This window comes from Nonomuraea sp. NPDC052129 (genome assembly GCF_040680095.1).
Taxonomy (GTDB): domain Bacteria; phylum Actinomycetota; class Actinomycetes; order Streptosporangiales; family Streptosporangiaceae; genus Nonomuraea.
Map to the genome: position 1 here is coordinate 119,057 of NZ_JBFAVX010000035.1, position 19,789 is coordinate 138,845.

Consider the following 19,789-nt stretch of genomic DNA (forward strand, 5'->3'; position numbering starts at 1 on the left):
CTCTACTTTCTTAGCAAGGATTGATGAAACATGCGTTGTGCCGTCATCGGCCTGGGAGAGGCGGGCGGCGTCTTCGCCGCTGCACTCGCCGCGTCCGGGCACGAGGTGCTCGGGTACGACCCCGCCAACACCCCCACCCCCGAAGGTGTCACCAGGACCGCGACGCTGCGGGAATGCGTCGAGGGAGCCGCGTACGTGCTGGTTTTGACCGCTGCCTCCGCCGCCCCCGCCGTCGCGGCGGAATGTGGGCCCCTTCTTGCCGAAGGCGCCTGCTACGCCGACTTCACCTCCGCGCCGCCCGCGGTCATGGAGCGGCTCGGCAAGACCATCGACGGCTTCGCGGACGTCGCCATTCTCGGCCCCGTGCCGCTGCACGGGCACAAGGTGCCGCTGCTCGTCAGCGGGCCGGGCGCGGCGGCGGTCGCCCAGCTCGTGAGCCCGCTCGGCACTCCTGTGGAGGTGCTCGACGCGCCGCCCGGCGCGGCCATGGCCCGCAAGCTCCTGCGCAGCGTGTTCATGAAGGGGCTGGCCTTGGTGGTCTGCGAAGCCGTCACGGCGGGGGAGGCCGCGGGTGACAAGGACTGGATCCGGGCCGAGGTCGCCAGGCAGCTCGCCGGTGACGGGCAGGCGATCATCGACCGGTTCCTGACCGGCACCCGTACGCATGCCGTACGGCGGGCGCAGGAAATGCACGACACCGGGGCGTACCTGGACGATCTCGGGGTGCCGACCGAGATGACCCGCGCCGCCGAGCGGGGTCTGCGCCGCATCGCGACCCAAGCCGACCCCGTCCTGGCCGAGGCCCGCCCCTGACAGTTCGCCATGCCGGCCGGCGCGGCGGGCCCGGCAGACGGGCGCCGCGTCGGCCGGTGCGCCCAGCTGCTCACCGAGCACAAGGCCGGTGACGTCTCGATCGAGCGCGCCGAGGAGCCGCCACAGCAGTCACCGGCGGGCCTTATATCCGGGCGCTGAGGGTGCGCAGCAGGGCGCCAAATCCGCGAGTGGCGAGGCGCGGTGGGGCGGCGCCGTTCAGGCGCAGAAGGTGCTCGCCTTGCAGCAACGTCCTCGGGCCGGACACCGCGAGGCTGTGCGTGGCGATCGTGGAGGCCAGGGCCGCCTGCCGCCTCCGCCTGGCCGAGTACACCTCTACGACCGAGGCCGGATCGGGCACGCCGCCCAGGCAGTCCACCAGCGTCGCCACATCCTCTAACGCCTGGTTCGTGCCCTGCGCCATGACGGGCGGCATCCCATGCGCCGCGTCCCCGAGCAGCACGCACCGTCCGCCACCCCAACGGCGCGGCACCTTGTGCCGAGTGTGCGGGAACACCTCGGCGTCGCCATCGCCCAGCGACGCCAGCACCCGCTCGACCGGCGAGCCCCACCCCCCGAACCGCCGGCGCAACATCTCCAGCGGCTTGTCCTCCGGTGGCGCGCCCGGCGACCACGGCACGTCGAAGAACCACTGCATCAGCCCGTCACCCGCCCCCATGTACCCGAAGTCACCCCGCCGGCCGACCATCATCGTCGTGGTCGACCCGGGATCGAACGGGGCCGGCGTCAGGCCCTGCCAGGTCGCCACACCGGTCCGGGCCGCCGGGCCGTCGCCCAGGACGAGGGTACGCACCCGCGAGCGCACACCGTCGGCTCCGACCAGAACGTCGCCGCCGTACTCCTGACCTGCCTGAGTCCGCACCTGTACGCCGCCGCCGTCGGCCCGCACCTCCGCGACCCGTGCGCCGAACCGTACGGTCCCCTGCGGCAGGCCGCTCTCCAGGAGGGTGATCAGCGACCCGCGCGGGATCACCCGCGCCGCCGACCCGAACCGTTCGGCCAGCGCCGCCAGGTCGAACTCCAGCACCCGGCGCCCGCGTGCGGTCCGCAGGCATAACGTCGTCAGCGGCTGCCCGGTCCCTTCCAGGTCGACGCCCAGGTCCCCGAGGATGGCCGTGCCGTTGTGCCACAGCGTGATGGCCCCGCCCTGAACACGCGGCTCCGGTGCCTGCTCCAGCACGACCACTTCGTGGCCCGCGCCGATCAATCCCCGTGCCGCCGCGAGCCCGCTGATCCCCGCCCCTGCCACAAGCACCCGCACCGGTGGCCTCCACTTCAACTCTACGAGACGTAGTACTACCTCTTATAGATCATCTGGAGTGCCGTGCACAAGACCGCGCGAGGGTCCTCGCCGCGCACGAAAACAGGGCCTCCACCGCGCCGTGAAGGCCCTGTCCCGGTCAACGCTCGATGATCAGCTGCAGTGTTCGAAGATGCTGTCGTAGGTGGAGGAGCCTGCCTTGCCGCCCCACCTCACGCACTTGTCCGCCGCCGCGGCGCGTACGGGCCCCGCATAGTACGCGAAGTTGCCTGAGTCGGTGACCCTGCTACTTCCCTGCACTTCCAGGTAGGCGCTCGTCGCCGTGGCGGTGCCGAGGGAGGTTCGCTTCAGGGTGGCGACGCAGTTGTTGCCGTTGCCGCTGTTGTAGAGCAGGTAGACCGTGCCGGAGGTGCCGAGCGCCGCCGAGTCGATCACGTCGTAGCCGGCGCCGCAGACCTCCTGCGGGGTGTACGGGTTGGTGGTGTTGCCGCAGTTCTTGGAGGTCACCGTCTGGTTGGGGTAGCCGAAGGTCGTGCCGTTGAAGACGGCCTTCTGGATGTTGGAGGGGTAGTCGGTGCCCAGTCGTACCTCGTAGTGGAGGTGGGGGGAGATGTTGTTGCCTGGCTTGCTGGTGTTGCCGACCGTGCCGATCTTCTGTCCCTGGGAGACGGTGGCTCCCTCGCTGACCGAGCGAGTGTTCAGGTGCGCGTAGTAGGTTGCCCAGCCGCCGCCATGGTCGATCTTGACGAGGTTGCCGTAGCCGTTGGTCGAGCCCTGGTGGGCGGAGATGACCACCGTGCCCGCGGCCGCGGCCACCACGGGGTCGCCCAGGTCGGCGTCGGCCGTGCTGCCCCGGTTGAAGTCGATCTCCCACGACAGGTGGGCGCTGCTCCCGTTGGAGTTGCCGGTCCACGCCTGCCCACAGGGGAAGGGCAGCTGGAAGTTGGTGGCCATGATGCTGGCGTCCGCCGTCACCTGGTTGGGCGGGTCGCCGCCGCTCTCCTCGCCCGGGTCGGCGGCGGCGACACTCAGGAACAGGGCTAAGCCCGCGATCGCGATTGCTCGGAGTTTCAACTGGACCCCTTCCACACCGTGTATGTCTTGCTAGGGCCCAGGGTGGGAAAAATCCGTACAGAAAACATACAGAAACTGCATGGTTTCGCTCCGTGTCCATACGTGGCCCTCCGTAGGCCCGACAAGGACGTGCGAACCGGCCTGCGACCGTCTCTCCGTACGCCCGACAAGGACGTGCGAACCGGCCTGCGACCGTCTCTCCGTGCGCGCGGCGAGGACGTGCGAACCGGCCCGCGAGCTAAGCCGTCCGAGCCGCTACCGTCCGCCACCCGAAGGTGACGGAGCCGGCCAGAAGCACCAGGCCGGACAGCACACCACTGATGAGCGGCACCCAGGTCACGGCCGCCGTGGACGCCAGAACGAGTCCGGCGACGCCCAGCAGAGTGAGCACCACACCGGGCACGGCGATGCTCCAGTCCTTCCAAATGGGCGCCAACGCGATGAAGTGCACACCGACCACGAATGCCACCCAGGCCACATTGGTCTCAACAGGACGCTCCCAGGCGGCCAGCACCCGGAGGCCACCGAAGAGCAGGATCGCCTCGGCGGCGACGATGATCAGGTAGCCACGGCTGAACATGTTCCGCTGCGGACCCGCGGCGGACCGCTCCTTGCGGGCGGTGACGAACCATAGGGCCATGACGCTCGCGGCCGCCAGGCACGCGGCCACTCGCAAAAGATTCACGGTCACGGTGTTGAGCGGGCTCTGCGCGTTGACGACGACGAAGACCGCGCCGAAGACCGCGCCAACCAGCAATCCAGTCATTCGCTGCATGATCTTATTGAATTCCATGTCGGGTGCGGTCCGCAGTGGGGCTGGGACGAGGACGAGGTAGGTCTGGCACTACCTCGCCGCCCGGTGACGGAAAGGTGGGACCGGGTACCTGGCCGCGACGGCGGCAAAGAGGCGGGATCGGACGCGGCGACGGCGACAGAGAGGCGGGATCGGGCGCTATCTGACTGCGCCGCGCAGGTAGGCCAGCACGGCCAGCACGCGCCGGTTGTCGTCGTCGGAAGCAGGCAGCTCCAGCTTGGCGAACACGCCGGCCACGTGCTTGCCGACCGCCGCCTCCGTGATCGACAGGGCGCGCGCGACGGCCCTGTTGGAGCGCCCTTCGGCGATCAGCGCGAGCACCTCGCGCTCGCGCGGGGTCAGCTGGTGCGCAGGCTCAGTGACCTCTCTGGCCCTGGCCCAGGTCTGCTCGAACAGGTCGATGAGGGTGGCGATCAGACTCTGCTGCCTGATCACCAGGGCGCCCGGCGAATAGGCGACGGGGGTGATGCGGACGAACGCTACGGTCCGGTCGAAGATGAGCAACTGCTGTATCGGCTCGTCGACGACCCGGTGCAGGTCACCGGCCGCGTGCAGCTCCCTGAGCCGGGCCGCTTTGCGCGGGTCGTCCAGCACGCTCGCGTGGATGATCGTGCGCATCGTCATGCCGTCCCGCAGGGCGTCGAGCACGTCGACCCGGCTCTTCTGCTCCTCGCGGCCCTTCTCCGACGAGCCCACCGGATGCATGGCGCGCAGCTCCCTGGCCGAGGCGGCGGCCTGCGCGATCTGCTGCCGTACGAGCGCGGGGTCCTCCAGTCGCTCGACGTCGACGGGGATGCCGCGCAGCTCGCCCACTACCTCTTCCAGCCGATGGGCCAGCTGGGCCAACGACACGCTCTCGTCCACACGCCTCCTTCGCCTACCGCGCCGTCCGGGCGCCGGGCCTCCTGGCAGCTGGACACCATTCTGGCAGCGCCGGGACGGCGTTCTCCTCTTGCCATCTCGGCGGCCACGCTCTGGTGAGCGGTGGGCGGGAGCGGAGGTCACGGAGCGTCCGTCGACGGGCCCGATCCCACGGTGATGACGATCTTCCCGGCGGGATGGCCTTCGGCGAGGTAACGGATGGCGTCGGGGGCGTCGGCGAGGGAGTAGGTGCGGTCGATGACCGGGGTGACCGCGCCCGATTCGATCAGCTCCGCCAGCTCCTCCAGCTCTTGGGCGCGTTCCTTGGAGGTCACGCCACGGAGCCGCTGGCTGGTGAAGATCGAGACGAAGGGCGCGCGCAACTGGCGGGTGTAGCCACCGAGCAGCCCGCCGGCGTCGTGCCCACCGCCGGCCAGCACCAGGGTCCCGCGCGGGGTCAGGGCGCGCCGCAGCAGCGGCAGCGGGCGGCAGCCCGCGAGGTCGATGATCACGTCGTAGCTCGGCCCGTCGCGGTCGACCTCCTCCTGGGTGTAGTCGATCACCTCGTCGGCGCCGAGCGACCGCACCAGGTCGACCTTGCCGGTGCCGCACACCCCGGTCACCTTCGCGCCGGACGCCTTGGCGATCTGCACCGCGAACGACCCGATGCCGCCGGCCGCCCCGATGACCATCACTCTCTGCCCAGCCTGTACGTGGCCGCCGTCGCGGACGCACTCCAGCGCGGTAACCGCGGAGATGGGCACCGCGGCGGCCTGCTCGAACGACAGCCTGGGCGGCTTGGGCGCGAGCCGCTTGGCGGGGGCGGCCGCGTATTCGGCGAACGTGCCGCTGCGCGGGCTGGTGCCGTACACCTCGTCACCGGGCTTGAACCGCTGAACGCCGGCGCCGACCCCCACGACCACCCCGGCCAGGGCCCGGCCGCGTACGGACACCCTGGGCCTGGTCAGGCCGAACGCGACCCGCACCGCGTACGGCCGGCCGGTCATGCAGACCCACACGCCCGGGTCCACCCCGGCGGCGTGTACCTGGACCAGCACCTCGTCGTCGCCGATCGACGGCCGGTCCACCTCGCGTAACCGGAGGACATCGGCCGAGCCGTACACGTCTTGAGCGATCGCTTTCATTTCGTCTCCTGGGAGTCGGGGTATTGGAACACTTCGTCGAGCGGGACCTTGAACACATGGGCTATCTGGAAGGCCATCTCCAGGGACGGCGAGTAGCGGCCCTGCTCGATGGCGATGACGGTCTGGCGGGTCACGGAGATGCGGTCGGCCAGCTCGGCCTGCGTCATCTCGTCGTGTGCGAAGCGCAGGGCACGGATGCGGTTGGTCACACGGGTCGGTTTCACCATTGAGGCAGGCTCCTGCGGTAGACGATGACCTTGGCGACATTGCCGAGGACCGACGACAGGGCGAAGCACGCGTAGATCACGTTGGCGATCCAGAAGCGGTCCCAGCCGGCGATCGCCATGAGCATCGCCGCGACCGCGCCGATCACCACGAACGCCTGGCCGACGTGGTCGCCCAGCCGCCCGATCTCCCGGTCCCTCTCGTCCTTGACCAGGGACGCCGGCCTGGCCGCGGCGACCACGATCTCGAGCGCGATGGTGCCGAGGATGGCCGCTGCCACGCTCCACAGCAGCGCCGCCCCATAGGGCACTTCGGCCAGCGGGCGCTCGCCGGCCCGGCCTAAGACCACGAACGCGTACCCGCCGTACGCGGCGACGGAGACGATCAGCCGGATCCACGCCCGTCTCTCTTCGAGTGTCATGACAGCTCCTTGATGTACAGAATCTTTGACATTTGAAAGGTAGCAAATCTTTGACTTCATGTCTAGAAAGTTTTACATCGCCCGCCGGTCCAAGCCAGGCCGAACACACACAAGACCGCCGACGGGCTCACCGAAGTCCGTCGACGGTCTTCAATCCGGCAGCCGCTAGGGCAGCCCCCACGCCGGCGCGCTGTCATCGCCCGGGACGTTGCGCGGCTGAGAAGGGTGCTGACCTGGTCGGCTGATGACGGCCGTCCTGCCCCTGCGCAGCGGGATCTCGAGCGTGTCCGTGCCCCGGTGAGGGAGCGGTCTGCCGTGCTCGTCGCGGACCTCGACCGGACCCTCGATGCCGTGCTTGAGCCGCAGCGGCTCGCCCGCCTCGCTGTGGACCCTGATCCAGTCCGTACGCCCCTGACTCCGCGAGGCGTCCACCAGGAACGCGCCCTGCGTACGCAGCCGCTCGACCGACACATCGGCCCAGGTGGCGGAGACCGCGGGGAACACCTTGACCACCCCGCCGTGGCTCTGGATCAGCATGTCGAGCACCGACTGCGCGGCGGCCAGCGGGCTCTCGATGGCGAAGTTGGCGCCCTCCCTGTACATGGTGTTGGGAGTGATCGCGCAGTTGTCCACGACGTTGCCGTCGATGAAGAAGCGCAGCTGGGCGAGCGCCTCCTCTGGGTTGCCGAACAGCGTCTCCATCGAGGAGGCCGCCGCGAAGCTGTAGCCGTGCCACCGCTCGCGCATGCTCGTCCAGTGCTCGAAGCTGCGCCGGTCGAGCGACTCCTGCAGCGGATACATCCAGAGCAGGTGCGAGTAGTGCCGGTGAGACTCCGCCAGCGGCACGTCCGCCCCGATCATCACCCCGTCCTCGTTCTGGTGGTACGGCACCAGTCGCGCGAGGATCTCCTGCCAGCGGGACTTGCGCGGGTCGTCGAGGCGTAGCCGCTCGGCGCTGTCGAGGAGGGTGCGGCAGCCCCAGCGGATGAGCGAGAGGTCGTAGGTGGCGTCGGAGGCGTTGGCGTACTCGGGCGAGCGGGTCTCGGGCAGGTGCAGCCGGCCGTCGGCGCCCTCGACGAGGAAGCGTTCGTAGTAGGTGATCGCGCCGGTGAGGATCGGGTGGAGCACGTCGCGCAGCACGCCGTCGTCCATGGAGTGGCGGTAGGCGAGCCAGACGTTGTGCATGCCCCAGGTGAGGTTGCCGGTGTGGTCATTGGGACTCACGCCGGGCACGCCGACGTATCGCGGGCCGGGCCTGAGCATGCGGTCGCCCGGATGGCACAGCGCGTAGGACTTCCCATCGCGATAACCCGGATTCACGTTAAGCTCCAGATTTTCGCGATATTTCCGGAACGTTGTGGTTACCGCGTCCAGCTCCGGATGGTTCGAGCCGTTGATCATCGGATAGCTGACCTGGACGTTCAGGTTCCACCAGATGTTGGTCCAGCTGTTGCCCGCCTCGGGGAACCACGGCCCCCACTCGGTCACCACGGGCGCGCCGTCCCTGGTGGCCGAGGCCATCTTGTAGAGCTGGATCCAGTAGAACCGCTGCAGCCGCTTGTCCGGGATCGACAGCAGACTGCGCCGGTAGAACCGCTGCCACCAGAGCCGGTGGGCCACGACCTGCGCCTCCGGGTTCCCGTCGAGCACCCGGCGCACGGTCCGTACGGCCTCCTCGACCCCGGTCGAGTCCGGGTATCCGTAGGCGATCGTGGCGGCGAACACCCGGCCGGTGCCGTGCCGGACCTCGCGCCAAGCCGTCGTGTAGCCGCCTCCGGCGTGCATGGGCTGCTCGACGTGCCCCTCGGCGACCACCGGTTCGGGATTGCCGGTGTATTCGGGCGGGAGCCGGATCGTCCTGGTCGTATGGGAGGGCAGGGGCGTGAAGCCCCACGCCGCCGCCTCCTCTCCCGGGGTCGGCGTCATGGACACCAGCAGCACACCGCGCTGGTTGAGCACGAGCGCGCTGAACCGGATGCCGCCCTGGGTGGTCGTCACGATCCCGGTGAGCTCGGCGCGTTCGAGGTCCAGCCGCCAGTCCACCGCGGTGACGGTCCCGGCGAAGGTCAGCGTCAGATAGCCGATGGGCAGCCGCGAGTAGCCGATCGCCGCCTCCCACTGCCCTCGCTGGTCCTGTACGAGGGAGTGGCTGAGCATGAACCGCAGGACGTTCCCCTCACCGCCCTTGTTGTAGACGTGCACGCCGAGAAACCCGTTGCCCAGGAACGGCCCGTTCTGCCAGCCGCTGGGGAGCCGCTTCCAGATCATGGCGGCGTCACGTAGGACGTCCCCGTACTCGTCCGTCTTCTCCGGTACGGCCTGCGCCCACGCGATGGGAGAGGTGGCGACCACGGCAGCGGCTCCGCCTAAGGCGATACCTCCGAGGAATGTTCGTCGTGAGGCGGCATTTTCCGACATAGTGCCTCCACTGGGGGGACTGATGAGGCAATTCATCTGATGAATGAGAAGATCTATCCCGATGACTGGCTCTGTCAAGCCCTCTCAACGTGCTGGGTCGGCAGGAGCGACAGGGATTTTCAGCACGAATCGCGCGCCCTTCTCCGAATCCTCGATGGTCAGCGACCCGCCGTGGCGCTGGGCGATCTCCCTGGCGATCGCCAGGCCGAGTCCCGTACCTCCCATGTCCTTGCTTCGGGCGGCATCCAGCCGCGTGAAGCGCTGGAAGACGAATTCCCGCTGGTCAGGGGAGATGCCGGGGCCGTCGTCATTCACCTCGAGTACCGCGTCGGCACCCTTGCGGCGGACCGAGATCGCCACGGTGGAGTCGGCGTGCCGCGCGGCGTTGTCCAGGAGGTTGGTGAGCAGGCGGCCGAGCTGGAGCCGGTCGCCGTCGACGACCGCCTCGGGCCCGAGGTCGGTCACGACGCGTGCTTTGGGGGCCCGGCGTTCGAGCTCGGACATGACCAGCTCGCGCAGGTCCACGCGGTCGCCGTCGCACTGGGCGCCGGCGTCGAGCCGGGCCAGCACCAGCAGGTCGACGACGATCGCCTCCAGTCGGTCGAGGCTGGCCAGCAGGGCTTGCGCCATGGCGGTCCAGTCCGCCTCGTCCGGGTGCAGCATGGCCGCTTCCAGCTGGGTGCGGATCGCGGTGATGGGACTGCGCAGGTCGTGCGAGGCGTCGGAGGCGAAGCGCCGCTGCTGCTCGACCGCCGCCTCCAGCCGCTCCAGGGTCAGGTTCGCGGTCTCGGCCAGCTTCCGGATCTCGTCCTGGTGGTCGGGCACGGGCACCCGGCGGCCGAGGTCGGTCGAGGTGATCTCGGCCAGCTCGGCGACGATGTCTTCGACGGGGTCGAGGGTCTTGCTGACGGTACGGTAGGCGCCGATCGCCGTGGCGCTGATCAGCAGCGCGGACCCGGCGAGCAGGGCGATGACAACCGAGCGATCGATATACCAGGGGACGACGAGATCGGCGCCGTAGACGATCCAGTCGCCTCCGGCCCCGGCGACCCGTATGGCCACGACGATCATGCACCTGCCCGCGAAGCCCGGCACGGTGCAGACGATCCGGTCCTTGATCAGGTTGTCATCCGGTGGGGCGAAGGAGGCCATGCGCGGTTGGCCGATCATTCGCATGTTCGCCGCCACGAGCTTGCCACCGGCGTCCACCACCTGGAGGGCGGCGATTCCATGGTCGGGAAGCAGGGAAGGCAGCTGGTTGCGCGAGATGTGCCGGGCCACGTGCAGCTCGGACTGGAGGATCACGTCGGTCCGGTCGTCCATGGCGCGGTCATGGGCACCCACCAGGATGAACACGCAGAAGACCACGCACAACGCCGCCATGACGGCACCGGCCAGCAGTGTCATCCGCGTCCGTACGGACAACTCGTGCCGCAAGGTCACCATGTCTCTCCGTCCGCCTGACGATCACGCGCCAGGAGCGGGTCCGGAGACAGCCGCTCCTGGTTCGCCTGACCCGATCAGGTGTGCCGCGCGTGCAGCATCGGTTTCAGCGCCACCAGTGCGCCTACGGCGAATATCGCGGTGGCCAGGTAGATGAGCCCGAGGTGGCCGAGAGTGGCGAAATGGTACGGGTAGTGCGCGGGCAGGGCGACGACCAGGCCCAGCACTGGGACCACGATCGACGTCACGTACGCCCACCAGAGCCCGTGCCTGACCCCGAACCAGGCGAGTGCCGCGGTGGCCAGCCCGGTCGAGGCGAGGAATCCCGACAGCGCGATGTGCAGGTGCGCGATGTACCTGAACAGGTCGGGACTGAATGACTGGACCTGCGCCCGGCTGACATCGACCTCGTGCGGACCGATGCCGAGCTCCAGGAACCCGCCGGTGAAGTTGCGGATGAAGAAGATCACCGCGTAACCCATGAATGTCAGGCCGGCCAGTGCCATGAGCGCCGCGCCGAGCCGCAGGGCGCCGGGCGCCGCTTCTGCCGCCGGGTGATGAGCGATGGTCGCCATGGCCGCCCCCTTCCTGAAATTGTCGCCAAGGGGGGAGCACGGAATGAATACCCCCATTGTCCCACCTGCACGGGAACGCACTTGGCCACCCTGAGGAGGTGGGAGGTGTGCCGATTATTGGGCATTTTGTGACTGGTGGTTCAGCAGGAGGAGGCCGCAGGAATACATACCTCATTGCTACGCTATGAGATGACTTGATGACGTTGCGTAGTTATGGAGAGTTAGTGTGAAGGTCGCCTGCGTCGGCGGAGGGCCCGCCAGCCTGTACTTCTCGATCCTGATGAAGCGGGTGGACCCGTCCCACGACATCACCGTCTATGAGCGAAACCCGGCCGGGTCGACCTATGGCTGGGGTGTGACATATATCTACGAACTGCTCAACAGCCTCCACGGCGTCGACCCCGAGTCCGCGCGTGCCATCAGCGAGAGTTCGGTCCGCTGGGACGGCTGGGTCATGCACGTCCACAACCGCGCCACGGTGACGGTGGACCACGGGGACGAGGGTTTCGGCATCGGCCGGCACCGGTTGCTCGACATCTTCACCGAACGGGCCCACTCCCTCGGTGTGCGCATCGAGTACGAGCGCGAGATCGCCGAGGAGGAGGAACTGGCCGACGCCGACCTCGTCGTCGCCGGCGACGGGGTCAACAGCGTGCTGCGCGAGCGCCACTCCGACCATTTCGGCACCCAGGTGGCGGTCGGGCGGAACGTCTACATCTGGCTTGGCACCACCAAGATCTTCGAATCGTTCACCTTCGCCTTCGTGGAGACCGAGCACGGCTGGATCTGGTACTACGGCTACGGATTCGGCAAGGACCACAGCACCTGCGTCATCGAGTGCGCCCCCGAGACCTGGCGGGGACTCGGGCTCGACCAGGCGAACGAGGCCGACGGCCTGGCCTTCCTGGAGAAGCTCTTCGCCGACATCCTGGACGGGCACCCCCTGATCGGCCGGGCGCACCCCGACGGCCGGGCGCACTGGCTGAACTTCCGCACCCTGACCAACCGGAAGTGGTACCACAGCAACCTCGTCCTGCTCGGGGACGCCGCGCACACCACGCACTACTCCATCGGCGCGGGCACCGCCCTCGCGTTGGGGGACGCCGCCTTCCTGGTCAACGCGCTGCACGAGGAGACGGCGCTCAAGCCCGCCCTCGCCCGCTACGAGCGGGAACGCCGGGCCGTAATCCGGGCCACCCAGCGGGCGGCCCGCTACAGCGCGCGGTGGTACGAGAGCCTGCCGCGCTACATCAACCTGCCGCCTTGGCAGCTGTTCGCGCTGCTCGGCCAGCGGCATTCGGTGCTGCTCCCGCGCATCCCGCCGAGGCTGTACTACCGGCTGGACCAAGTGGCCGGGAAGCTCGGGCTGGCGCGCGATCCCAAGCACTGACCGCGCTCTGGGCTTGCATTCTGTACCTACTAGTATGTACGGTCAATGCCGTGGACACGAGGGAACGACTGATCGAGAGCACCCGGGAGCTGCTGTGGGAGTGCGGCTACGTGGGCACCTCGCCGAAGGCGATCCAGCGGCGATCCGGGGCCGGCCAGGGCAGCATGTACCACCACTTCCGCGGGAAGTCCGACCTGGCGCTGGCCGCGATCACCCGTAGCGCCGAGGAGCTGCGTGATCGCGCGGAGGCGGAGCTCGGCGGCTCGGGCACACCGGTCCAGCGGATCGCCACCTACCTGCGCCGGGAGCGCGAGGCTCTCCGGGGCTGCCCGGTGGGCCGGCTCACCCAGGACTCGGACGTCATGGCCGATCCCACGTTGCGCCGGCCGATCGAGGAGACCTTCGCCTGGCTGCGCGACCGGCTCGCCGGGGTCCTCACCGAAGCGCGGGCGGCCGATGAGCTGGCCACCGCACTCGATCCGGCGGCCACCGCCACCGCGCTCGTCGCGGTGCTGCAGGGCGCGTATGTGCTGGCCCGCGCGGCCGGCGACGCGGACGTCTACGCGCAGGCCGTGGACGGTGCGCTCGGCCTGCTCGCTGCCCACTGAACCGGATCGTTGAAAGGAAGAAGTAATGCCATTTGTTCGCATTGATGCGGTTCGTGCAGACGAGAAGCGGCTGGCGGCCCTGGGCCGGGCCGTGCACGATGCCCTGGTCGACGCCATCGGCATCCCGCCGGACGACAGGTTTCAGGTGATCACCGGCCACGACGGAACGCGGCGGATGGTCAGCTACGACGACGGCTATCTCGGCATCCACCGGGACGACGACCTCGTGTTCGTGGCCATCACGATGCGCTCCGGGCGCACCGCGGATCAGAAGCAGGCTCTCTACCGCAGGATCGCCGAGCTCGCCCAGGACTACGCGGGCACCGAGCCGCGGAACGTGTTCGTCACCGTCACCGAGAACGAGCCGCTCGACTGGTCGTTCGGCGACGGCGTGGCCCAGTATGCGCGGGCCGCTCCGTGATCTCCACGGCCGTCCTGGGCAGGGACGGCCGCCGAGGCCCCGTGATCTCGGCCAGCAGGCTGTCCCAGCGGGCGCCGATCTCCCGCAGGTCATAGGTCCTGGTGGTGCGCTTCGCGGCGGCGCCGAACTTGCGGCGCAGGTCCTCGTTCTCGATGAGCTCGCAGATCGTCTCGGCGAAGGCGCTGACGTCGCCCGGCTCGACCAGGCGGCCGTCGAGGCCGTCGGTGATGACCTCGGCCGGACCGGTGGGGCAGTCGAAGGCGACGGCGGGCAGGCCCTTGCTCATCGCCTCGATCAACGCCATCGGCATCCCCTCGGAGCGTGAGCTGAGCAGGAACATCCCCGCCTCCGCCAGCTCCTCTCCAACCTGATCGGTACGCCCCATGAGGAAGGCGCGTCCGTCCAGCCCCGACTCCTCGATCTGGGTCTTCAGCCGCTCCCGCCACGGCCCCGACCCGTAGACGCGCAGCGTCCACTCCGGGTGCCGTTCGCCGACCAGCCGCCAGGCCGCCAGGAGCAGGTCGAAGCCCTTGACCCGATCCAGCCGCCCCACCGCGACGGCGGTTGTGCCGTCCAGCGAGGCGTCGCCACCGCCTAGGGGTGGCAGGGCGTTGGGGATGCAGGTGAGATGGAGCTGGGGTACCGCCCTGGTGTAGCGCTCCAGGTCGGCACGGGTCAGCGTGACCAGCGCGTCCAGCTTGCCGTATCGGCGCTTGATGACCTTGCGCAGCTCGGGCTTGTGCGCGGCCAGGTTGCGGTGTTCCTGGCCGATGGTGACGACCCCGGGCGGCGCGAAACCGGCGGCGAACAGGTTGAGGCTCGGCCTCGTGGTGATCAGCACCCCGCCGCGCAGCGAGCGCAGGTGGCGCAGCAGCACCAGATCGGTCAGCAGCGAGCAGCGCCGGTAGGAGGGCTCGGTCGGGGGCACCAGCACGCTGGGCAGTCGCGACAGCCATCTGCGCAGCCTGCCTTTGTCGCGCGTACGGTCATCGAGAACCGAGATCCGCACACCGGAGGGGAGCGGGAAGAACGGCTGGTTCCGCTCACGGATCAGGCTGACGATCTCGACGTCGTGCTCACGCGCCAGGTATCCGGCGAGATTGAGCACCGTGCGGATGGTGCCGCCCATGCCGTACGCGTGGAACAACAGGATGCGCACCGTGCCGGCATCGGGCGCGGGTGCCGTGCGGGCCCGCCGCAGGTCCGCCAGCCGGAGCAGCCACAGAGCCGTCCATCGCACCCAGCGTGCCCCCGACCCCAGCAGCCAATTTCGCGATCGCTCGTACACCTCAGCCGCCCCCTACCTGGATGATCGTCACGAGAAGGACATGTCAGAACCCCCCTACATTTCTACTACATAGTTAGTAGTAGTTGAAGGGGATGAATCGCCCAGGCACTACAGCTACTCTGCTACACAAGCTGTAAGTAGAGAGTGAGCGCTTATGACCTCACCATCGCGCCAACGCCGGGACCGGGGCGGCCTGGAGAGTGAGGTGCTGGCCATCCTGGCCGGCACCCCTGGCTCGCTGACCCCCGGTGAGGTGGCCCAGCGGCTGGCATCCCCGCTGGCCTACACCACGGTCATGACGGTGCTCAGCCGCCTGCACGACAAGGGCGCCGTCAGCCGGGTCCGCACCGGCCGCGCCTACGCCTACTCCTACCAGCGCGACGAGGCCGCCCGGCGGGCGGCGCAGATGCGCGACCTGCTCGGCGAGGGCCAGGACCGGGCTCGGGTGCTGGCCCAGTTCGTCGGGGAGCTGTCCGAGCAGGACGAGGCGTTGCTGCAGCGGCTCCTGCGCGAGAGCGGCGGCACCTGACATGCGCGTCGATGTCTACCTGCCGCTGCTCATCTCACTGCTGCTCGGCCTGGTCGCCGCGCCGCTGGCGCGCTGGCTGCCACCGTCCACCGCCGGCCGTGCCCTGGTGGCCGCCGCGCTGGTGTCGGCGATCAGCACCGCGTACGCGCTCGCGCTGCTCACCTGGACCCTGCTGGCCCAGATCCGGCTGGTGGCGTGGCTCGGCGGTTGGTCCCTGCAGTCCTGGGACGACGCCGATCCCGTGCCCACCCCGGTCGCCCTGGGTGCGGCGCTCGCTCTAGGTGTCGCCGCGCTCCGGCTGACCCGTACCATCTTCCGGCATCGCCGGTCCATGGCCGAGGTCCGCCGCGTCGCCGACGAGCTGGACGGCGGATCGGGCGACCTGGTCGTGATCGACGAGGTCCGTCCCGAGGCGTTCGCCCTGCCCGCCCGGCGTGGCGGCCGGGTGGTGGTCTCCACCGGCATGCTGAACGCCCTGAGCCCGGACGAGCGACACGTCCTGCTCGCCCACGAGAACGCCCACCTGGCCCACCGCCACCACCTGTGCCGGGCGCTCGCCGACGCGGCCGCCGCGGTCAATCCCCTCCTGTATCGCCTTCCCCGGGCCGTCGGCTACGCCACTGAACGCTGGGCCGACGAAGAAGCCGCGAGCGCCGTCGGCGACCGCGCGCTCGCCGCCCGGGCGCTGGCCCGCGCCGCCCTCGCCACACTGGCCGCATCGTCTTCCCCCGCGGCCCCGGCGATGGGCTACCACTCCTCGGATGTCCCCGAGCGAGTGCGCTCCCTGCTCAGCCCCCGGCCACGGCGCCGGCCCGTGCTCGTGGCCGTGCTCGCCGCCCTGGCCGTCCTGACCCTGTGGGCGCCGCTGAACGCCAACCAGGACGCCGAGTCGCTGCTGGTGCACAGCGGGGCCCCCATCTTCCTGCTGTGCGCGCCCCACTGCCCGGCCTAAAGCACTTGCCCTGCCGGAAGCTGTGTCAGGGGCGGTAGGAGAAGCGGTCGACCAGGATGGCCAGCCGCCGGTCGTGGAACTCGCGGGGGAGCCGGCCGCCGCGCATGAGCGTCACCAGCCCGTGCAGGCCGCTCCAGAAGGTTTCGGTGAGCAGGCCGAGGTCGTCATCGCCGACCTGCGATTCCAGCGCCTGGCTCAGCTCGCCGAAGGCCGCCTGCAGGGGAGCCGGTGCCTCGGGGGTGGCGAAGGGCAGGTCGACGGCCAGGCTGAAGATCACGTCGTACAGTGCGGGCCGCCGTTCGGCGAAGTCCGCGTAGGCGGCGCCGACGGCCGCGAGGGCCTGCCGGGGGTCGTCTGCCGAGGTACGGGCGGCGCGCAGGTCGACGGCCAGGTCGGCGCAGCCCTCCACGGCGACCGCCGCCATGATGGCGTCCTTGCCCTTGAAGTGGCTGTAGAGCACCGGCTGGCTGTATTCGACCTGTTCGGCCAGGCGGCGCGTCGTCACCGCCTCCCAGCCCTCGGCCTCGGCCAGCGTCCGGGCCGCTGTGATGATCAACCGTTCCCGCTCCGCCCGCTCGCGCTCCCTGCGCTCCTGAATTGACATACCGACAACTCTAGCATCGCTAGCACTTCTGTCGATGCTCTGAATCCGGGCGGCGGGCCGGCCGCCGCCCGGAGCCACGACCTCTCGGGCGCTGGGCGCGGGTGGTCAGGCGATGGTGCAGGTCGTGCCGCCCAGGGTGAAGGAGGTGGGTTTGTCGGTGTTACCGGTGTGGGTGGCCTGGAAGCCGAAGTTGGTGGAGGCTCCGGGCGCGATGGTGGCGTTGTAGCTGACGTTCCTGGCCGTGACCTGACCGCTGGAGGGGGAGACGGTGGCGCTCCATGCGGAGGTGACCGCCTGCCCGCCGGGGAGGGTGAAGGTCAGGGCCCAGGTGTTGATCGGGGACGAGCTGGTGTTGGTGATGGTGACGGATGCGGTGAATCCGGTGTTCCAGCTGTTCATGGTGTAGGTGACGCCGCAGGGTCCGCCGGGCGTCGGTGTGGGAGTCGGGGTGGGAGTCGGCGAAGGGCCGGTGGACCCGCCGTCCAGGCCGAAGAACTGGATGACCCCGGCGGCCATGCCGCCCTGCGGAAGGCTGTGCCCGATCCCTTGGATGCTGACGCCCTCGACGGCGACCATGGTGCCGGTGCCGCCGTAACGGGTCCGGGTCCAGGACGCCTGCGGGTGGTCGGTGAACGTGGGCGTCTGGCTGAGGCCGTGGACGTCGGTCCACTGCTTGATCTCTTCCTGGAAGTTCGGGTAGCGGAGCGTGGCGTCCTCGGTGCCGTGCCACACTTGCATGCGCGGACGCGCCCCGGTGTAGCCGGGGAAGGCGCCGCGTACGAGGTCGCCCCACTGCTGCGGGGTCTTGATGATGGTGCCGTTGGCGCAGGCGCTGTTCCAGCTGGAGCCGTCGGTGGTGGCGAAGCAGCCGAACGGCACGCCCATGAACGCCGCCCCGGCCTTGAAGACGTCGGGATAGTCGCCCAGCAGCACGTTCGTCATCATGCCGCCGGAGGACGCGCCGGTCACGTAGACCCGGGAGGCGTCGCCGTTGTTGTGCTGCTCGACGTACTTGACCATGGACACGATCCCCACCGGGTCGCTGCCGCCGTCGTGCTTGAGCGCCTGTGGCGAGGAGACGTCGAAGCAGGCCCCGCTCCTGGTGGCGGAGGGGTAGATGACGATGAATCCGTACCTGTCCGCCAGCGAGGCGAACTCGGTGCCGGAGTAGAAGGCCGGGCCGGAGCCCGTGCAGTAGTGCACGGCCACCAGGATCGGCGGCCGGGCCGCGACGTTGTTCGGGACGTACAGGTGCATCCGCAGCCCGCTGGGGTTGGTGCCGAAGTTGGTCACCTCGGTGAGCGAGGCCGGCGAGGCCGGCGGCGCCATGGTCAGCCACGCGATGACGAACATCGCGGCGGCGATCAAGGCGCCGAGCACTCTGGTGGTCATCCTCATCCGCTGCCCCTCTCTCGATGTGACCCCGAAACATTCGGAGTATTCTCAAAAACTTTTTGATAGACAAGGATCCACGTGGGCCGCCATATTCGGCATTCGGATGACCTGGGGAATCTGCTACACCTAGGCCCTGATTGTTGAAAGTTTCGAAAATCACCTGGCCAGGCTGGTACGTAGGTGCGCGCGTACAGCAGGGGTCAGCACCTGGCCGGCCCGTTCCACCATGAGCGTCATGTGGTACGCCACGAGCGCCATGTCGCAGTCAGGCGCGACGAGTACGGCCAGGCATGAGCCGTCGCTGATCGACATCGTCAGCAGCAGCCCCTGCTGCATCTCCACCACGGACTGGGTGACGGTGCCGGCCTCGAAGATCCTGGCCGCTCCCAGCGTCAGGCTCACCAGCCCCGCGGCGATCGTGGCCAGCTGCTCGGCCCGGTCGGCGGGAAAGGCCGCCGAGACCGCGAGGGGCAGCCCATCGGATGAGACGACAATCGCGTGGGCGACGCCTGGGACGGTGCTGACGAATTCAGTGACCAGCCAGTCGAGCCCATGCCCCACGTAAGTCAGGTCGTTCATGCACTCTGTTCCCTGTTCATTGGGCGTTCCATATTCACGGGGCCAGTAGAAGGGGCCCTGCCCTGACTGATGTCCTCGCGCGCGGCCCGGAGGCCCTTCTGGAAACTCGCCAGACGGTTGCGCGCCCGGTCGGGTGAGAGCGGGGGAGCCGGCGTGACGTCCTTCGGCGCCGAGGCGGTGTCGGCGGAACCCGGCACGAGGTTGGCCTTGGGCATCCGCTTGGGCAGCCCCGCGGCCGTCGCGCCGTCACGTACCGGCTCGACCACGGCCGCCGCGGCGTGCCAGCCGGCATCCGCCTTGGCGGAACTCCAGTTCGCGCCGCTTTCGCCGTGCTCGAACCAGGCCGACTCGATCGACGCGTAGATCGGCAGGTACTCGTCCCCCGCGGAGGTCGGCTTCACGGCCGGGATCGGGCCGGTAGCGGCCGATTCGGTCTCGGGGAAGTCGTATCTGGACCGCTCCGCGCCGTCCATGCGGTCGCCGAAGCTCCTGCTCGGCGGCTGGTCGCCAGTGGGCCATTTCGGCATGCCGTTGTCGCCGGACCAGCCGACCGGCGTTCTCGACGGCGTCCAGATGTCGCCGGTGTCGTAGGAGCCGACGCCCGCGCGCTGCTCGGACGACCGACCGGTCTCGGCAGGCCGCGGGGGCGGAGAGGGCCAGGCGCCTGCCGCGCCCGGAGGATCGGGCGAGGGCCAGGCGCCTGCCGCGCCCGGCGGGTTGGAGGGATACGACGGGTGTCCCGGGCCCATCTGGTACGTGGCCACCGGCAACGGCGGCGGCGTGGGGTAGGCCTCCTCGCGGGCCCCGGTGGGCATGCCGGCGTAGGCGGGCGAAGGCATGCCCAGCAGCGCCTCCGGAATCAGCACCATGGCGGTCAGACCGCCGGAGCCGTGCGGGCGCAGCTGTACGCGGACGCCGTGGCGGTGCGCCAGTCGGGCGACCACGAACAGGCCCA

At 69.4% G+C, this 19,789-nt stretch carries 20 protein-coding genes and 1 pseudogene; 6 read left to right on the forward strand and 15 right to left on the reverse strand.

Translation table 11 applies throughout. The features are described 5' to 3' along the window. Positions 1–30: 30 nt before the first annotated feature. On the forward strand, positions 31–813 hold the full coding sequence (locus tag AB0L53_RS47550; RefSeq protein WP_364009849.1) for a DUF1932 domain-containing protein: 783 nt from the start codon (positions 31–33) through the stop codon (positions 811–813). A gap of 142 nt (positions 814–955) precedes the next feature. Here AB0L53_RS47550 and AB0L53_RS47555 read toward each other — a convergent pair whose 3' ends face one another. From AB0L53_RS47555 to AB0L53_RS47600, 10 genes are all read right to left on the reverse strand, one after another. Beyond that, positions 956–2,092, reverse strand: a complete 1,137-nt coding sequence (locus AB0L53_RS47555) for an NAD(P)/FAD-dependent oxidoreductase (protein ID WP_364009852.1) — start codon at positions 2,090–2,092, stop codon at positions 956–958. A 153-nt stretch (positions 2,093–2,245) separates the two neighbouring features. Continuing rightward, entirely contained in the window at positions 2,246–3,166 is a 921-nt protein-coding gene (locus AB0L53_RS47560; protein ID WP_364009855.1) for a M23 family metallopeptidase, read from the reverse strand. 238 nt (positions 3,167–3,404) lie between these two features. Further along, positions 3,405–3,932 carry a hypothetical protein gene (locus AB0L53_RS47565; protein ID WP_364009858.1) on the reverse strand — a complete coding sequence of 176 codons (528 nt, stop codon included), beginning with the start codon at positions 3,930–3,932 and terminating at the stop codon, positions 3,405–3,407. A gap of 186 nt (positions 3,933–4,118) precedes the next feature. Continuing rightward, complete coding sequence (locus AB0L53_RS47570) at positions 4,119–4,844, reverse strand: helix-turn-helix transcriptional regulator (protein WP_364009861.1); 726 nt, start codon at positions 4,842–4,844, stop codon at positions 4,119–4,121. Positions 4,845–4,981: 137 nt separating this feature from the next. Beyond that, complete coding sequence (locus AB0L53_RS47575) at positions 4,982–5,986, reverse strand: NAD(P)-dependent alcohol dehydrogenase (RefSeq protein WP_364009864.1); 1,005 nt, start codon at positions 5,984–5,986, stop codon at positions 4,982–4,984. Further along, on the reverse strand, positions 5,983–6,213 hold the full coding sequence (locus AB0L53_RS47580; protein WP_364009867.1) for a helix-turn-helix transcriptional regulator: 231 nt from the start codon (positions 6,211–6,213) through the stop codon (positions 5,983–5,985). Before AB0L53_RS47580 ends, AB0L53_RS47575 begins: the two co-directional genes overlap by 4 nt. Next, a complete protein-coding gene (locus AB0L53_RS47585; RefSeq protein WP_364009870.1) occupies positions 6,207–6,632 on the reverse strand; it encodes a hypothetical protein in 426 nt (141 codons plus the stop codon). The genes AB0L53_RS47580 and AB0L53_RS47585 overlap by 7 nt, the downstream gene beginning before the upstream one ends. A gap of 165 nt (positions 6,633–6,797) precedes the next feature. Continuing rightward, positions 6,798–9,086, reverse strand: a complete 2,289-nt coding sequence (locus tag AB0L53_RS47590; RefSeq protein ID WP_364009872.1) for a glycoside hydrolase family 95-like protein — start codon at positions 9,084–9,086, stop codon at positions 6,798–6,800. A gap of 48 nt (positions 9,087–9,134) precedes the next feature. Then, a complete protein-coding gene (locus AB0L53_RS47595; RefSeq protein WP_364009875.1) occupies positions 9,135–10,496 on the reverse strand; it encodes an ATP-binding protein in 1,362 nt (453 codons plus the stop codon). A gap of 74 nt (positions 10,497–10,570) precedes the next feature. Continuing rightward, entirely contained in the window at positions 10,571–11,068 is a 498-nt protein-coding gene (locus tag AB0L53_RS47600) for a hypothetical protein (RefSeq protein WP_364009878.1), read from the reverse strand. Positions 11,069–11,294: 226 nt separating this feature from the next. On the opposite strand from AB0L53_RS47600, the gene AB0L53_RS47605 reads away from it, so the two are divergent. The 3 genes from AB0L53_RS47605 to AB0L53_RS47615 are packed head-to-tail and all read left to right on the forward strand — an operon-like array spanning position 11,295 to position 13,487. Beyond that, entirely contained in the window at positions 11,295–12,458 is a 1,164-nt protein-coding gene (locus tag AB0L53_RS47605) for an FAD-dependent monooxygenase (protein ID WP_364009881.1), read from the forward strand. Between the two features lie 50 nt (positions 12,459–12,508). Further along, positions 12,509–13,066 (forward strand): TetR/AcrR family transcriptional regulator, encoded by a 558-nt coding sequence (locus AB0L53_RS47610; RefSeq protein WP_364009884.1) that lies wholly within the window; start codon positions 12,509–12,511, stop codon positions 13,064–13,066. A gap of 25 nt (positions 13,067–13,091) precedes the next feature. Further along, positions 13,092–13,487, forward strand: coding sequence for a tautomerase family protein (locus AB0L53_RS47615; RefSeq protein WP_358547228.1), 396 nt, complete (start codon positions 13,092–13,094; stop codon positions 13,485–13,487). Here AB0L53_RS47615 and AB0L53_RS47620 read toward each other — a convergent pair. Continuing rightward, positions 13,417–14,775 carry a glycosyltransferase family 4 protein gene (locus AB0L53_RS47620; protein WP_364009887.1) on the reverse strand — a complete coding sequence of 453 codons (1,359 nt, stop codon included), beginning with the start codon at positions 14,773–14,775 and terminating at the stop codon, positions 13,417–13,419. The genes AB0L53_RS47615 and AB0L53_RS47620 overlap by 71 nt on opposite strands. Positions 14,776–14,929: 154 nt before the next feature. Between AB0L53_RS47620 and AB0L53_RS47625 the strand changes: the two genes are divergently transcribed. Together AB0L53_RS47625 and AB0L53_RS47630 are read left to right on the forward strand one after the other, a co-directional pair. Continuing rightward, on the forward strand, positions 14,930–15,304 hold the full coding sequence (locus AB0L53_RS47625; protein WP_364009890.1) for a BlaI/MecI/CopY family transcriptional regulator: 375 nt from the start codon (positions 14,930–14,932) through the stop codon (positions 15,302–15,304). Position 15,305: 1 nt separating this feature from the next. After that, complete coding sequence (locus AB0L53_RS47630) at positions 15,306–16,256, forward strand: M56 family metallopeptidase (RefSeq protein ID WP_364009891.1); 951 nt, start codon at positions 15,306–15,308, stop codon at positions 16,254–16,256. Between the two features lie 25 nt (positions 16,257–16,281). On the opposite strand, the gene AB0L53_RS47635 is transcribed toward AB0L53_RS47630, so the two are convergent. The 4 genes and pseudogenes from AB0L53_RS47635 to AB0L53_RS47650 all read right to left on the reverse strand — a co-directional run. Beyond that, a complete protein-coding gene (locus AB0L53_RS47635) occupies positions 16,282–16,860 on the reverse strand; it encodes a TetR/AcrR family transcriptional regulator (protein WP_364009894.1) in 579 nt (192 codons plus the stop codon). A gap of 105 nt (positions 16,861–16,965) precedes the next feature. Beyond that, positions 16,966–18,258: a PHB depolymerase family esterase gene (locus AB0L53_RS47640; protein ID WP_364009897.1), complete on the reverse strand. Its 1,293-nt coding sequence runs from the start codon at positions 18,256–18,258 to the stop codon at positions 16,966–16,968. Positions 18,259–18,411: 153 nt separating this feature from the next. Then, positions 18,412–18,834: a roadblock/LC7 domain-containing protein gene (locus AB0L53_RS47645; protein WP_364009900.1), complete on the reverse strand. Its 423-nt coding sequence runs from the start codon at positions 18,832–18,834 to the stop codon at positions 18,412–18,414. After that, positions 18,831–19,789 (reverse strand): annotated as a pseudogene (locus AB0L53_RS47650) (hypothetical protein); the annotation flags it as partial. The gene AB0L53_RS47645 and the pseudogene AB0L53_RS47650, both read right to left, overlap by 4 nt.